Annotated in this window: 10 protein-coding genes and 2 pseudogenes; 7 read left to right on the top strand and 5 right to left on the bottom strand. The window is 72.9% G+C overall.

The features are described from left to right. Positions 1–56 precede the first annotated feature (56 nt). A pseudogene (locus ITX44_RS37695) lies at positions 57–1,548 on the top strand (acetyl-CoA carboxylase biotin carboxylase subunit); the annotation flags it as partial. Positions 1,549–1,631: 83 nt separating this feature from the next. Further along, a pseudogene (locus tag ITX44_RS43160) lies at positions 1,632–1,841 on the top strand (acyl-CoA carboxylase biotin carboxyl carrier protein subunit); the annotation flags it as partial. Positions 1,842–2,038: 197 nt separating this feature from the next. On the opposite strand, the gene ITX44_RS37690 reads toward ITX44_RS43160, so the two are convergent. Beyond that, positions 2,039–3,427 (bottom strand): NsdA family TPR-like regulatory protein, encoded by a 1,389-nt coding sequence (locus ITX44_RS37690; RefSeq protein WP_205363927.1) that lies wholly within the window; start codon positions 3,425–3,427, stop codon positions 2,039–2,041. A 1,222-nt stretch (positions 3,428–4,649) separates the two neighbouring features. Here ITX44_RS37690 and ITX44_RS37685 point away from each other — a divergent pair. After that, positions 4,650–5,387, top strand: coding sequence for an ATP-binding protein (locus ITX44_RS37685; protein WP_205363926.1), 738 nt, complete (start codon positions 4,650–4,652; stop codon positions 5,385–5,387). Positions 5,388–5,499: 112 nt separating this feature from the next. Here the strand turns inward: ITX44_RS37685 and ITX44_RS37680 are convergent, their stop codons facing one another. Continuing rightward, positions 5,500–6,018, bottom strand: a complete 519-nt coding sequence (locus tag ITX44_RS37680) for a hypothetical protein (RefSeq protein WP_205363925.1) — start codon at positions 6,016–6,018, stop codon at positions 5,500–5,502. 219 nt (positions 6,019–6,237) lie between these two features. Between ITX44_RS37680 and ITX44_RS37675 the strand changes: the two genes are divergently transcribed. Further along, positions 6,238–7,350, top strand: coding sequence for a saccharopine dehydrogenase NADP-binding domain-containing protein (locus tag ITX44_RS37675; RefSeq protein ID WP_205363924.1), 1,113 nt, complete (start codon positions 6,238–6,240; stop codon positions 7,348–7,350). A 258-nt stretch (positions 7,351–7,608) separates the two neighbouring features. Here ITX44_RS37675 and ITX44_RS37670 read toward each other — a convergent pair whose 3' ends face one another. Beyond that, the gene (locus ITX44_RS37670) at positions 7,609–8,427 is read right to left on the bottom strand and encodes an alpha/beta fold hydrolase (protein WP_205363922.1); all 819 of its coding nucleotides are present in this window, start codon (positions 8,425–8,427) and stop codon (positions 7,609–7,611) included. 111 nt (positions 8,428–8,538) lie between these two features. Beyond that, complete coding sequence (locus ITX44_RS37665) at positions 8,539–9,561, bottom strand: glycoside hydrolase family 3 N-terminal domain-containing protein (protein WP_205363921.1); 1,023 nt, start codon at positions 9,559–9,561, stop codon at positions 8,539–8,541. A 10-nt stretch (positions 9,562–9,571) separates the two neighbouring features. On the opposite strand from ITX44_RS37665, the gene ITX44_RS37660 reads away from it, so the two are divergent. From ITX44_RS37660 to ITX44_RS37655, 3 genes are all read left to right on the top strand, one after another. Further along, positions 9,572–9,727 carry a hypothetical protein gene (locus tag ITX44_RS37660; protein ID WP_205363920.1) on the top strand — a complete coding sequence of 52 codons (156 nt, stop codon included), beginning with the start codon at positions 9,572–9,574 and terminating at the stop codon, positions 9,725–9,727. A gap of 579 nt (positions 9,728–10,306) precedes the next feature. Further along, complete coding sequence (locus ITX44_RS41900; protein ID WP_236062365.1) at positions 10,307–10,627, top strand: YciI family protein; 321 nt, start codon at positions 10,307–10,309, stop codon at positions 10,625–10,627. Then, on the top strand, positions 10,624–11,898 hold the full coding sequence (locus ITX44_RS37655) for an RNA polymerase sigma factor (RefSeq protein ID WP_307795666.1): 1,275 nt from the start codon (positions 10,624–10,626) through the stop codon (positions 11,896–11,898). Before ITX44_RS41900 ends, ITX44_RS37655 begins: the two co-directional genes overlap by 4 nt. Before the next feature lie 95 nt (positions 11,899–11,993). Here the strand turns inward: ITX44_RS37655 and ITX44_RS37650 are convergent, their stop codons facing one another. Next, the gene (locus ITX44_RS37650; protein WP_307795665.1) at positions 11,994–14,450 is read right to left on the bottom strand and encodes a glycoside hydrolase family 9 protein; all 2,457 of its coding nucleotides are present in this window, start codon (positions 14,448–14,450) and stop codon (positions 11,994–11,996) included. Positions 14,451–14,577 lie beyond the last annotated feature (127 nt).

The following is a 14,577-nucleotide window of genomic DNA, read 5'->3' as shown; positions in this document are numbered from 1 at the left end:
CGGCGGGGCGAACCGACGCGGCTTGTTTCTCGGCTTGTTTCTAGGAGGGAGCGATCGTGCGCAAGGTGCTCATCGCCAATCGCGGTGAAATCGCGGTCCGTGTTGCCCGCGCCTGCCGGGATGCCGGGATCGCCAGTGTGGCGGTGTACGCCGACCCGGACCGGGACGCGGTTCATGTCCGGGTCGCGGACGAGGCGTACGCGCTGGGCGGGGACACCCCCGCGACCAGTTACCTGGACATCGCCAAAGTCTTGAAGGCCGCCGCCGAATCGGGTGCGGACGCCGTCCATCCCGGTTACGGGTTCTTGTCGGAGAACGCGGAGTTCGCCCAGGCGGTCCTGGACGCGGGCCTGGTGTGGATCGGGCCCCCGCCGCAGGCGATCCGGGACCTGGGTGACAAGGTGGCGGCCCGTCACATCGCCCAGCGGGCCGGTGCCCCTCTGGTGGCCGGCACCCCCGACCCCGTCTCCGGCGCCGAGGAGGTCGTCGCCTTCGCCGAGGAGCACGGGCTGCCGATCGCGATCAAGGCGGCTTTCGGTGGCGGCGGGCGGGGCCTTAAGGTCGCGCGCACCCTGGAGGAGGTCCCCGAACTGTACGACTCCGCGGTGCGTGAGGCGGTGGCGGCGTTCGGGCGCGGGGAGTGCTTCGTGGAGCGCTACCTGGACCGGCCCCGGCACGTGGAGACCCAGTGCCTGGCCGACACCCACGGCAACGTCGTGGTCGTGTCCACCCGTGACTGCTCCCTGCAGCGCCGTCACCAGAAGCTGGTGGAGGAGGCCCCCGCGCCGTACCTGACCCCGGAGCAGACCCGGAGCCTGTACTCGGCGTCGAAGGCCATCTTGAAGGAGGCCGGGTACGTGGGCGCGGGTACGTGCGAGTTCCTGGTGGGGCAGGACGGCACGGTCTCCTTCCTGGAGGTCAACACGCGTTTGCAGGTGGAGCACCCGGTCACCGAGGAGGTGTCGGGGATCGACCTGGTGCGGGAGATGTTCCGGATCGCCGACGGCGAGGAACTCGGCTACGACGACCCGCCGCTGCGGGGGCACTCCTTCGAGTTCCGGATCAACGGTGAGGACCCGGGGCGCAACTTCCTGCCCGCGCCGGGCACGGTGACCCGGTTCGTGCCGCCCAGTGGTCCGGGGGTGCGGCTGGATGCGGGGGTGGAGTCCGGGTCGGTGATCGGTCCGGCGTGGGACTCGCTGCTGGCCAAGCTGGTCGTCACCGGCGCCACCCGGCAGCAGGCCCTGCAGCGCGCCTCGCGGGCGCTGGGGGAGTTCGAGATCGAGGGCATGGCCACCGCCCTGCCCTTCCACCGCGCCGTTGTGGTGGATCCCGCGTTCGCCCCCGAGCAGGGCCCGTTCAGCGTCCACACCCGGTGGATCGAGACCGAGTTCGTCAACACCATTCCGCCGTTCACCGGTGGTGCGGTCAGTGACGAGGACGAGGCGCAGGGCCGGGAGACCGTGGTGGTCGAGGTCGGCGGCAAACGCCTGGAAGTGTCCCTGCCCGCCTCCCTGGGCATGACCCTCGCCCGCACCGCAGCCGCCGGGGGATTGCCCACGGGGCGGCCGACCCGCTTCCGGACCGCCGCACAGGGTGCCGGGGACGAGCGTGCCGCGATGACCACCGGGTCGGTGACCTCACCGATGCAGGGCACCGTCGTCAAGGTGGCCGTCGAGGAGAACCAGCAGGTCCAGGAGGGCGACCTGATCGTCGTCCTGGAGTCGATGAAGACCGAGCAGCGGCTCACGGCGCCCTTCGCGGGCACGGTGAAGGGGCTGACGGCCGAGGTGGGCGCCAAGCTGTCGCCCGGCGCGGTGATCTGCGACGTGATCCGCTGAGCCGTACGGCGCGGTCGCAGAACCGGCCGCAGACATTCACACAACCGGCCCCGTAACCGGCGCTGCAACCGGCCCAAGAGCCGGCCTCGTAACCGCCCGGAGAACCGGCCACAGGACCGCCGTACCCGGACGAACGGCCCGCGGGACGAAGCCCGCGGACGAGTACGGCGGCCGGCCGGGCCGGCACGGTCCGGGGCTCAAGCGGTCAGGACGCCGCTTGCTTCCAGCGAGTCGTGGAAGTCCCGGACCGATGCCTCCCGGACGAAGGGCAGCAGGCGTTCCTGGAAGTTCCGCAGATACCGCAGGCCGAGGTGCGAGCGCAGCCCGGTGAGCAGCGGCAGGGCCTGCTTCGCCGCGCCACAGGCCTCCTCCATCCGGTGGGCCTGGGCGTGGGCGGTGGCCAGCAGGAGCAGGTCGATCGTGCGCCGGCGCACCCGGTGGGCCGGGTGCCCGGCGAGTGCTTCCTCCGCCCGGCGCACCGCGGGCTGGTGGCGGTGCAGGTCGACACAGCAGTGCGCCAGCTCGTCGGCGAGATAGGCCCGGTCGAATCGGGTGATCCAGTCCGGCTCCTGGGCGGGGTCGGACCGCTCCAGGGCCTCGACCGCGCGGCCGGCGGCGAGTTCGTACGCCGGGCCGTCGCCGGTCAGGGCGTGCCCGCGGGCCTCCGCGGCGTACAGACACGCCTGGACGGCCGGGGTGATCCGGCCGCGGGTGCCCTCCAGTGCGACCCGCGCCAGTTGGGTGACCTCCCGGGGGAAGCCCGCCACCGCGGCCAGGTGCCCCATGCCGACCGCCATGATGTACCCGCCGAAGCCGCGGTCGCCCGCCGCCTGCGACAGGCGCAGCGCCTGGATGTAGTACCGCTGGGCGAGTCCGGCCCTGCCGTCGTCCAGGGCCATGTAGCCGACGAGTTCGGACAGGCGGGCCGCCGCGGCGTAGAGCCGGCGCCCGTCCGCCTCGTCGTAGGAGCCCCTCAGGAGGGTCGTGGCCACGCTGTTGAGGCAGTGCACGGCCACCGGCCGGACATTGCCGCTGCCGTACCGGTGGTCCAGGTCGGCCAGGTTCTGCGTGGCCTGCCCGAGCAATTCGGTGTCCGCCCGCGAGACCCGGTTCTCCCCGCTGTGCGACACCTCGGTGTCCGGCTCCGCGATCAGCCAGTCCCGGCTGGGGCCCAGCAGGGCGGACACCAATACGCCGGAGCCGGTGAGGAAATTGCGGCGCGCGGCGTCCGACTGCCACAGATCGCAGGCGTGCTCGACGGCCCGCCGGAAGTCCGGAATGAACGCGAGGCCTGTCGCCGAAAGTTGATGTCGTCGGCCGCCGGTCATGCCGATTTCCTCGATCGACACCAGCCGGCCGAGTTTGTCGCTCAGCACCTCGGTGATAATGAAAGGAGTCATTCCGCGCGGCTGCTGGCCGCGCAGCCACCGGCTCACCGACGTCTTGTCGTACCTCAGGTCGAGTCCGCGCTCCGCACCGCGCATGTTGACCCTGCGCGCCAGCCCCACATTCGAACAGTTGGCTTCCTCGATGAGCGCCTGGAGCCGCTCGTTGGGTTCTCGCCCCACGATCCGTCGAGCCGCCATCACGTGCCGTCCTTCCGGTAATCAACAATTCATCCTCGGACCGCGGCGGGGCAATATTGGCGCCTTTCCGCCGGGTCGTCAATGCTGGCATGTGCCGTTGGATACTGTCGAGTATGGATAACTCGAAGGTGGCGGAGTGTTGCATTCCGTTTGTGTTGCCGGAAAACGCGCCCCCCAGGTGCCGGCGGGCAAATGACCTGGGCTCGGGGGAACGCGACGAAGCCCCGGACCCGGGCGTCGGCGGGGCATTGTGTGCGGGTGGCGTGAAGGCGATGCGTTTCCGCGGAAAGGCCGGTGCGATTCCGGCGAAAGGGCATGGGAAAGCGGTGGCGGGACGGTTCGGCGGGCGGAATTCCGATCCGTTGTGGGGCGGTCCGGACATCGGGTTTCCGGTGTCGCTCGCGGTGCTGACCGCCCGGGGCGGGGCGGCGGTGTGGACGTCACCGGTCCGCAGGCGCCCGGGACGCGGGGCGGGCACGGTTCGCGCGGCACGGATGGGTGCCGATCGCGCGCTGCTCGGACGTGGCCTAGACGTGGCCCGGCTGGGGGACGCGCGCCGGTGGGCAAGGGCGGTGCGGTCCGGTTCACCCGGACGAGTCCGGGCATGTCGTGAACGTGGCCGGGACATTACTCTCAGGAACCGCGTGTGAGCAAGTCGTGACCGCGCCCAGGAGCGAGCCCGGGTCCGCGCCGGCCGGCCCGGCGGCCGGCGCGACGTTCCCCGTACCGCTCCTCGTGACCCCGCGGCGGTCCGGACGGGACGCTGCTGAGCTGGCCCGGAGCGGCAGGGCTTCCGTGGTGGTGCTGTCCGGTGGACACGGCGTGATCGACACTGCCCGGAAGTGCGCCCCGGGAGTGAATTATTCGGAACAATTCATTCCGCTCTGTGACCGTTCCCGTATGCGAACCATTCGGGCTGCACTCATCCGCTATGGGCTGATGGGAAAATCCTGCGGAATAAGCCATCCGGGTGATGTGCATCGGGAATGGTGGCGTGGCGCAGGTGGGAATGGGTTACTTGGCGGTAGAGGAACCCGGCAGGCTGCCCACCTCATCCCGGGGGAACCGAAGCTGCCGTCCTCGCAAACGGTGAGCGACGGCGACGCGATGGGTGTTCCTGGAATGACCGGCCCACGAAACCTTCTCCGATTACGCGGGCTTGGTGACCCCTCCGGAAGGCTCGCGCGTACAGGTGCAAGGCATGTCGTTGTGAGGGGGACTCATGGCCGAGGAAAACACTTTCCGCTGGCGTCGACTCCTGAAGTTCCGCAGAGCCGGGCGGGCCCACCGCCCCGTGGCTCCCGTCCCCGCCCCGGCCGTCGCGTCCGACGGCTCCGCGGGCCTCGAAGCGGGACCGGACGAACCCGCCGAACCCGCTGAACCTCCTGGATCCACGCAATCCGCTGAACCCACTCAACCCGCTGACCTGGCGGCAGCGTCCGCCGAGCCCGGTGGACCTGCCGGACCTGCCGGACCCGCAGGCTCCTGGTCGTCCGGTACGTCCGGTACGGCGCCCGGTGCCGGCCGCGCACCCCGCGGCCACCACTCCGCCGCCGACGCGGCCGTCTTCTACTGCGAACTGCCCCACCGTCCGGCATCGGTCCGGGCCGCCCGGCACGCCGCCGAAGCGGTCCTCACCTCCTGGGGCCTGAGCCAGGAGGCCGTCTACGACGTGATGCTCGTGGTCTCCGAACTCGTCACCAATGCCGTCGAGCACGCGCTGCCGCCGGTGGCCGTGCGGCTGCGGCTGGCCGATCCCGACGCCGACAACCCGGTCGTCCACGTCCATGTGTACGTCAGCGACGGCGGTCCGGCGCCGAGCCCGGGCTCCTGGGCGGCCAGTTGCCAGACCGACGAGCACGGCCGCGGCCGACAGGTCATCACGGCCCTCGCCCGTAGCACCGGGGCCCGCGGCACCGACGACTCGGCCGGCCACTGGGCCGTCCTGGACGCCGCCTGACCCGGGCACAGGCCGCCTGACCTGGGGCGGGCGGCCATCGTAGAAGCGGCCCCCGTCACCCGCCGACCCGGCGGATCCACGGTCGATCCGTACGCCGACGGCAACCAGGCCGTCAGACCTTCCCCGTGTACCGCAGAATGCGCGCGATGTCCCCGACGTGATGGTGCCTGTCATGGGCGTTGTTCCGGGCGACGTCCTCGGCGCGCTGTTCACCCCGCGCGGCGTGCCGCAGCACGACCCCCGCTTCGAGCGCGGCGGTGACCGAGTCCGTCCACGCCGCCACGGCACCTTCCAGCGACCACAGCGCCGCCGCCGGAGCGATCTCGTTGTACCGCCGGGCCCGGGCCAGCAGGTCCTGGTCGTAGCCGGGCACCTCGACCGCCCCGCCCAGGCGCGCCCCGGCCAGCCGCTCGGCCCAGTTCCGCAGGTTGTCCGTGACGTGACTGACGTATGCCGCGGGTGGCCGGCCCAGATCGGGGTGCCGCTCGAAACCGGTCCGCCCCTTCAGGAGCGCCCGGCAGCGGGCCGGCAACTCCGCCACGACCCCGACGGCTTCCGCCGGAGTCAACGACCACCCGAACCCGCACTCCGCACAGGGATCCCCGTAGAGCGCGGCGCCCCACTTCTCCATGGGCTTTCACCCTACCCGGGCCGTTCCCTGCCGCCGGAGGCCGGTCATGACGTCATCCGCCCGCCAACACGGTGATCCCGTACGGCCGGGCGGGCGGCGGGGCACCGCGCGATCGGGCCGGGGTCACCGCCGGCGGGGACAAGAGGCTGGGTGTGCCCGGACAGCGGGCCGCCCGAGCCGTCCGCAGGACCACCGAGGTGAAGGAGACGGACGACCGTCGTGTCAGCACAAGGTGCGGGGAACGAGATCTGGGTCCTGGGGGCCACCGGCCGGACCGGGCGGGCGATCGCCGCCCTGCTCGCGAGCAAGGGGGAGACACCGGTCCTGGTGGGCCGCGATCCGGCGCGGCTGCGTACGGTGGCCGAGGCGACCGGGGCAGGCGGCGGGCGGCCGCGGACCGTGACCGCCGGGTCGGTCGAGGCCGTCGCCGCCGAACTCGCCCGCAGCGCACCGGCCGTGGTCGTCAATACGATCGGCCCGTTCACCCGGACAGCGGTACCGATCGCCCGGGCCTGCCTGCCCGGCACGCACTACCTGGACCTCGCCAACGAACTGTTCGCCGTCACCGGGGTGCTCGCCCTGCGCGACGAGGCCGTCGCCGCCGGCCGGTCGCTGGTGACCGGCGCCGGGTTCGGCGTGCTCGCCACCGAGAGCGTCGTCCTGAGGCTGTGCGCGGACCGGCCCGCACCGCAGCGGGTACGGGTCGACGCGATGCCCACGATCGCGACCGAATCGGGGCCCATGGGCGCGGCGCTGGCGGCCAGCGTGATCGACGCCGCCGCGGCCGGCGGCCGCCGGTACGACCACGGGCGGATGGTACGGACCCGGCTCGGCGGCGACCTCGCCCGGATCACCCTGCCCGACGGCACCACCCTGTCCACGGTCGGCGCCCCCTCCGGTGAACTCGCGGCGGCCCACCGCGCCAGCGGCGCCCCCTTCGTGGTGGCCGCGTCCAGCGAGATCCCGACCGGAGGGCTGATCCGCGCCCTCCTCCCGATCGCGGCCCGGCTGCTGTCCCGCCCGGCACTGGCCGACGCCGCGGTGCGCCGGCTGGCCGGGATCCGCGTGCCCCGGCCCGGGACGAGCCGGGAGTTCTCCTGGGCCCGGGCCCGGCTCGAGTACCCGGACGGCACCGTCCGTGAGGGCTGGCTGCGCGCGGGCGAGGCCATGGAATTCACCGCCCAGGTCGCCGCCGAGGCCGCCACCCGCCTCGCCCACGGCGAAGCGCGCCCCGGCACCTGGACCCCGGGCGCCCTCTTCGGCCCCGACCTCGCCGTGACCGCCGGCGCGCAGTTCGTCCTCGACGCGGAAGTGGACGCCGCGGTTCGCTGACCGGACCACGTGGAGCCGGGCGGCACCGTACGACCGGGCTCGGCGAATCGGCGGTCCGGACCCGCCACTCGCCCACCGCCGTCCAGGCCGGACGATCGGTCCTCAGCGCCTGTCCGGCGGGTCCTGCCGGGCCCGCGCTTGCCCCGGCGGGCGGCCGGTCGGGCCGGCAGGGGTCCCCCCACGGCCTTCGGCGGAGAACCGCGGCCAAGGACGCCGCCGGCTGCTCCACCGAGATCCGCCGAACCCGCCGGACACGACCTAAGCCGGCGCTCTCACCAGCACGTCCCGGAGCAGGCCGGCGAAGGCGGCGGGGTGTTCGGCGAAGCCGGCGTGGCCGCCGGGGAAGACGGTCAGGCCGCAGCCGAGGTTTTCGGCGAGGGCCGCGGCCGCGCGGTGGGCGGTCTGGCCGCTCGACGTGCCGCCCGCGGCCGGGACGATGCGGGTGCCGCCGGTCCGCAGGGCCTCGAGGGAGGGGCGGTGGTGGGTGATCCCGCGCAGCATGTGGCCCAGCATGAAGGCGCCGTTGGCCTCCTGTTCCGGGCTCGGCGGGGGCGGGGGCGCCTGGTCGGGGCCCGGTCCCGGGCCGGGAGTGCCCGCGGCGGCCAGGAACTTCGCCCAGGCCGCGCCCTGCCCCTCGGCGAGGAACGTCCGGCGCACCTCCTCCACCTCGGCGAGCCGTTCCCGGGCGTCCGGCAGCAGGGTGAGCAGCGGCGGTTCGTGCGCGACCAGGGTCCGTACGTACTGCGGGGACCGCGCGGCCAGTACCAGCCCGGTCACCGCGCCCCCGCTGCTGCCGAACACGTCCGCCGACTCCTCGCCGAAGGACGTCACGATCCGCCGCAGGTCGTCCGCGCGCTGCTCGGGCGTCGCGTCCCGGTCCGGATCGTCGACCGTGCTGCGGGAGATGCCCCGCGGATCGGTGGTCACCACGGTGTACGCGTCCGCGAGCGCCTCGGCCAGCGGCGTGAAGGGACCGCTGTCCATGGGCGCGCCCACCAGAATCAGCAGTGGTCCCGCGCCGCGCACCTCGTAGTGCAGTCGCGCGCCGGGTACGGGCAGCGAATGGACGGTGGTCATGGGTGCCTCCAGGCGTGCCGGGTGACCTCGTGACCGGTACGACAGCCGGCGCGCGCGGAAGTCATCGCCGCGCCGGTCGTACCACCGCGCCCTCCTGTCGGCCGGTCCCGCTCAGTGGCAGGTCAGCAGGCCCGCGTTCTGCTTGGCCGTCAGCACGCGCCGTACGCTGTCGTCGACGTTCGCGCGCAGGGCCGGGTCCTGGGGGAGCCGGGCCAGCACCGCCGAGGTCATGGGCACGATGTCGGCCGGCTGGACGGTGAGCAGCAGGTTGCCGCCGGCCGCGAAGAAGTCCAGGGCGCGCTGGGCCGGGGTGTGGTCGGCCACCGCGACGGCCTGGCCCAGGTCGTCGGAGATGATCACGCCCTTGAAGCCGAGCGTGTTGCGCAGCAGGTCGCGTACCACCACGGGGGAGAAGGCCGCCTGCCGGTTCGGGTCGATCTTCGTGTAGATCGCCGAGGAGACCATCACGAAGGGCACGCCCGCCTGGATCGCCGACTTGAAGGGCTCCAGGAAGGGGTCGGTCGTGGTGGTGACGTTGTCCACCACGTGTGCCGTCGTGTCGGTGTTGCCGCTCGCCCGGCCGAGGCCCGGGAAGTGCTTGGCGGTGGCGACGACGCCGGCCTGGCCCATCCCGCGCAGGAAGGCCGTGCTGTGCGAGGCCACGGTCGCCGGGTCGGTGCCGTACTCGCGGTCGAACCTGCCGATGGGCGCGTTGACGTTCACCAGGTTCGGCGGCACCGTGTCGGCGACCGGCGCCAGGTTCGTGTTCACCCCGGCGTTGCGCAGCTCCCCGCCCCAGGTCCGCGCGTCGTTCTGCAGCGTGGACGGGGCCGAGCGGCCCTGCACCACGGCGCTGGGGATGGCGCTGAAACCGGGGCCGTTCAGCACCTGCACCTGGCCGCCCTCCTGGTCGGTCGCGACCAGCATGCCCACGCTGACACCGCTCACCGGCGAGGCCAGCGACCGCGCCTGATCCGCCACCGCCCGGACCGGGCCGGTCCCGGCGGAGGTGTGCCCCTTGAGGAAGACCGCGCCCGTCTTCCCCGCGGTGATCGCCGCGGACTCCGCCCCGGTCATCCCCGTGGTGGTCGCCGACGTCATGAAGAGCTGTCCCACCTGCTGCGCCTGCGACATCGCCGCGATCGTGCGATTCACGCAGCCCGCCGGGCCGGTCGTCGGCGCCGGCGGCGGCGGCACGGTCGCGCCCGGGCTCGACGCGGTCGCGGTCCCCGGGGTCGTTCCCGTGGCGGTGGTCGCGCTCGCCGACGGCACCGCCGAGGACGCGGTCGGACCCCCGTGACCGTTCCCGCAGGCCGCTACGGTGACCAGCAGCCCCAGTGCCAGGCACGCGGGAATGCCGCGGCCCACCGGCCGCACCCTTCGGACATTCGGCCCGCGCCGTCCGGCCCGGGGCCCGGCGGTCTGTGACGCGGGAGCGGTCGGCGGCTGGTGCACGGCGGAACCTCACCTCATCAGTCGATGATCTTGTCGACGTCGAATAAACCACAACGAAACGCATCCGACGGAACTGCCTGCCATGACATCTGCCACGAAAGCCGCCGGTCAACGCACGTGCCGCGCAGAAACCCCCGTGAGAGGGGCGAAATACGTCTTTGCGGCCCCCCTGCGCTCGCGCGATCGGCGGACGCGTGCGCCGCGGGAGGTCACGTTCGCGGCGGGCCGCCGGAACCCGGAAGATTTTTTCCGGCGGTGATGTCGCGCGGGGCCGGTCCCGTTCGTCGTGAGGACGTCGGAGCCGCGCGGCCACGGGGGCGCGCGGCCGGGCACGGGGGAACACAGCATGAGGGCACGACGAGGGATCGCAACACCAGGAAACACAGCACCAGGGAACACAAGGACAACGCAAGGAGATTGAACAATGAAGTACATGCTGCTCATCTGCTCGGAAGGGCCGTTCACGGCCGACCCGGCGGAGATGGACCCCCAGCCGTGGATCGACATGGCCGGCAGCCGGCGGCTGACCGGCGACCGGCTGCGGGACGCCGAGGACGCGACCACGGTACGGGTGCGCGGCGGCGCCACGCTGACCACCGACGGGCCGTACGTCGAGACCAAGGAACAGATCTGCGGCTTCGACGTGATCGACGTGGCCGACCTGGACGAGGCCATCGAGATCGCCTCGAAGCACCCGATGGCGGCCTACGGAATGATCGAGGTGCGGCCGTTCTGGAACGGGTGAAGGAGGCGGTCGGCGCGGCCTGGTCCGAGGAGTGGGGCCGGGTCGTGGCGGCCGTGATCGCGTCGACGGGCGACTGGGACCTGGCCGAGGAGTGCGCCCAGGACGCCTTCGAGCGCGCGCTGGAGACCTGGCCGCGGGACGGGGTGCCGCGCCGGCCCGGCGCGTGGCTGACCACGACCGCCCGCAACCGGGCGCTGGACCGGCTGCGCCGGGCCGCGAACGAGTCCGCCAAGCTGCGCGAGGCGGCCCGGCTCGACCCGGCCGGGCCCGCGGCCGCGGCCGGCTCCGCGGAGGCGCAGGCGGTCGCCGCGGCCGAGGCCGCCGAGGGGGACGCGGTGCCGGACGACCGGCTGCGGCTGATCTTCACCTGCTGCCACCCCGCACTGCCGCTGCCGGCGCAGGTCGCGCTCACCCTGCGGTCGCTGACCGGGCTGACCACGGCGGAGATCGCCCGCGCCTTCCTGGTGCCGGAGCGCACCATGGCGCAGCGCCTCACCCGGGCCAAGGCCAAGATCCGCCATGCCGGGATCCCGTTCCGGGTGCCGCCGCGCGAGCTGCTGCCCGAGCGCACCGCGGCGGTGCTGGCCGTGCTGTACCTGCTGTTCAACGCCGGATACGCGCCCGGCGCCGCGGGCCCGGACCAGCGCCGGGTGACGGCCGAGGCGATCCGGATGACCCGGCTGCTGACCCGGCTGCTCCCGGACGAGCCCGAGGCGGCCGGGCTGCTGGCACTGATGCTGCTGCACGAGGCGCGGGCCGCCGCCCGTACCGACGCGGCCGGTGACCTGGTGCCGCTGGAGGAGCAGGACCGCACCCGCTGGGACCGGCAGGGGATCGCCGAGGGCGTGACGGTGCTGGAGGTCGCGCTGGCCCGGCGGCGGCCCGGCCCGTACCAGATACAGGCCGCGATCGCCGCGTTGCACGCCCAGGCGGCGGGGCCGCAGGACACCGACTGGCCGCAGATCGCGCTACTCTACGCGGAGCTGGCCCGGCTCGCGCCCGGCCCGGTGGTGGAGCTCAACCGGGCGGTGGCCGTCGCCATGGCGCACGGCCCGCAGCAGGGGCTCGCCCTGGTGGACGCGCTCGACGCGGCCGGCGAACTGCCCGGCTACCACCTGCTGCCGGCCACTCGCGCGGACCTGCTGCGGCGGCTGGGCCGCACCGAGGAGGCGGCCGATGCCTACCGCCGGGCGCTGGAGCTGGCGCCGACCGAGGCGGAACGCCGCTTTCTGCGCCGAAGGCTGGAGCGGACGGCAGGGACGCAGCGGTGATGGCGGCCGGGACGGGGAAAAGGTTCCGCCCGGCCCCCCTGAGCAGTGGGGCCGGGCGGAGACGGGACACGGTGTACGCCGTCACCTGAGTGACGTCAGGACACCGCGCAAGGGCTCCCGTTGACCGCGAAACCGGTCGGCGCCGCGTTGCTGGCGCTGTAGGTGCCGGTGAACCCGAAGCCGGTGGAGCCGCCCGGCGGGATCGTCGCGTTGTAACCGGCGTCGGTGACCGTGACCTTCTGGCCACTCTGCGCGAAGGTGCCGTTCCAGCCGTTGCCGACCTTCTGGTCGCCGCCGAACGTCCAGGTCACCGTCCAGTGATTGATCGGCGCGGTGCCGAGGTCGGTGACCTGCACGTCGGCCTGGAAGCCGCCGGACCAGGCGTTGGTCACCTTGTACGTCACCGCGCACCCGGCGCCCTGCCCCGGCGGGGTGGTGGTCGGTGGGGGCGTGGTGGGCGGAGGCGTGGTCGGCGGGGGAGTGGTCGGGGGCGGGGTGGTGGGCGGAGGCGTCGTCGGGGGCGGCGTGGTCGGCGGGGTGGTGCCGGAGCCGTCGGGCGCCGTGCCCCACACCGGGTTCGCGCCGTCGTAGAGCACGATGTCGTTCACCGTCACCGGGGTGGAGCCGGGCACGGTGGACACGCCCTGGTACGACCAGTCGCCCTTCGGGTCGTGCGCGCCGGGGAAGGTGAGCCGGAACTGCACCTCGCGGTGGAACGCGGACTGCCCGGCCGGCGCGATGTCCTGGCCCTCGCAACTGATCGTCACGTAGTAGACGTTCCCGGAGTACTGGGTCGGTCCCTGCGGCGCCAGGCACTGGTTGTACGGCGAGGCGAGCGTGACCTGCGAGGGGCTGGTGCCCGGATCGAGGGTGAAGTACCAGCGGAAGCTGCCGTGGGTCAGGTGCCGGGCCGGCCAGCCGGACTTGTTGACCACCTGCGCCTTGATCTCGTAGAAGTTGGTGCCGGACGCGTTGACCGCGGCCTGCATGAACTCCTCGGGGCCGTCCGGGGTTTCCTTCGGCGGGAAGTTCGCCAGCGGGGTGCCGCCGTACTCGTCGGTGAGCGCGGCGAGCGCGCCGGAGAAGCCGGCGTTGTAGTCCAGCGCGCCCTCGGTCATGGCGTACTGCTGGCGGTCGTCGGTGAAGGAGTCGTTGGCGCTGGACGGCCCACCGACCAGCAGGCCGATGTCCAGGTGCCGGGTGTTCGGCGGGTCGGACATCGACTGGTCCCAGGAGCCGTGCGCCGTGCGGTTGTGCGGGTACTGCGGCCAGTTGGTGGTGGTGCCGGAGTTGGTGAAGCCGATCTCGTACGTCTCGTGCCGCGGGTTGTCGCCGAGCGCGTAGTCGATCTGCCGCACGCCGAAGTCGTGGTACGTCTGCGCCTTGGCGGCGTCCTTGCCCTGGCCGGTCAGCCAGTGGCCGAACTGCAGGGCCACGTAAGCGGTGTTGGCCGCGTAGCGCAGCGAGCCCCACTGGTCGAGGAAGGCCTCGCCGCCCGGCGAGTAGGACACCTTCGTGCCGCCCACCCCGGAGGTCCACCAGTCCAGCCAGCGTTCGGCGTCGTCGGTGTAGCTCTGCTGGCCGGTGAGTTCGGCGAGCAGCACGTAGTCGCCGTAGCTCTTGTCGTCCCAGGCCAGCGTCCAGTTGTACTCGGGCGTGGTGGTCTGGTTCATCTTGGGCAGCTGGGCGTAGTACGTCTCGGCCTTGGTCAGGTAGGAGCTGTCACCGGTGGCGCGGTAGAGCCATATCGCGCCCCACACCAGCTCGTCCCAGTAGCCGCTCCAGGAGTTGTAGTAGCCCTGGGCGGCGGTGATGCACTTGTCGTACGTGCCGCGGTAGGTGTCGGCGAAGGTGTAGAGCTGCTTGGCGTTGGTCAGCAGCGTGGCCGCGTACGTCGGGTCGCTGCCCTTGAACACCATCGAGGATGAGGCGAGCGCGGCGGCGGCCTCGCCGGCCAGGTCGGAGCCCGGGCAGGAGGCGTCGATCCGGTACGACGGCCGCGGCGACGGGTTGACCTCGGCCGGGCCCCAGAACGAGTGGTCGCTGCCGCCGTCGCCGACCTGGCCGTAGAGCACATTGGGCGAGGGGTGCGCCTTGAGCAGCCAGTCGTCGCCCCAGCGCAGGTTGCGCAGCAGGTACGTGTTCTGGCCGCTCTTGGTGTAGCCGGACGTCTCGTCGATGCCGCCCCAGGCGAGCATGGTCATCGAAAAGGCCATCGGGAAGCCGAACTTGATCTCGTCGCCGGCGTCGTGATAGCCGCCGGTCAGGTCCACGCCGACGTCCTGGCCGTCGGTCAGGTCGGAGTCGCCGCGCCAGGAGACGCGGTTGTCGGCGGGCAGTTTGCCGGAGCGCTGGGACTCGTAGAAGAGCATCGAGTCCTGCAACGCCTCCGCGTAGTTGTAGCTCGGCGCGGCGGCGCCGGCCGCCGAACGTGCCGCGTGCGCGGCGGTCGCCCCGGCCGCAGCGGCCAGGGTCAGCGGCAGCAGCGCCGCGGTCACGGTGACGACAGCGGCCCGGGCCCGGCGCGGCCAGGGCGGTTTTCGCAAGGTCACGCGTCCTCCAGAGGTGGGGGTGGGGACTGTGGCGAATGAGTGTGGGAGCGCTCCCACATGCTGGCCCCGCGACCCCGGCACGTCAAGGCTGCGCGCGCCTTCAGCCGTTCGGCGTCCGGCTGCGTCC

Source organism: Actinacidiphila acididurans, assembly GCF_016918855.1.
Classification (GTDB): domain Bacteria; phylum Actinomycetota; class Actinomycetes; order Streptomycetales; family Streptomycetaceae; genus Actinacidiphila; species Actinacidiphila acididurans.
The sequence above is the reverse complement of the archived record's forward strand: the minus strand, read 5'-3'. Positions and strand labels throughout refer to the sequence as shown.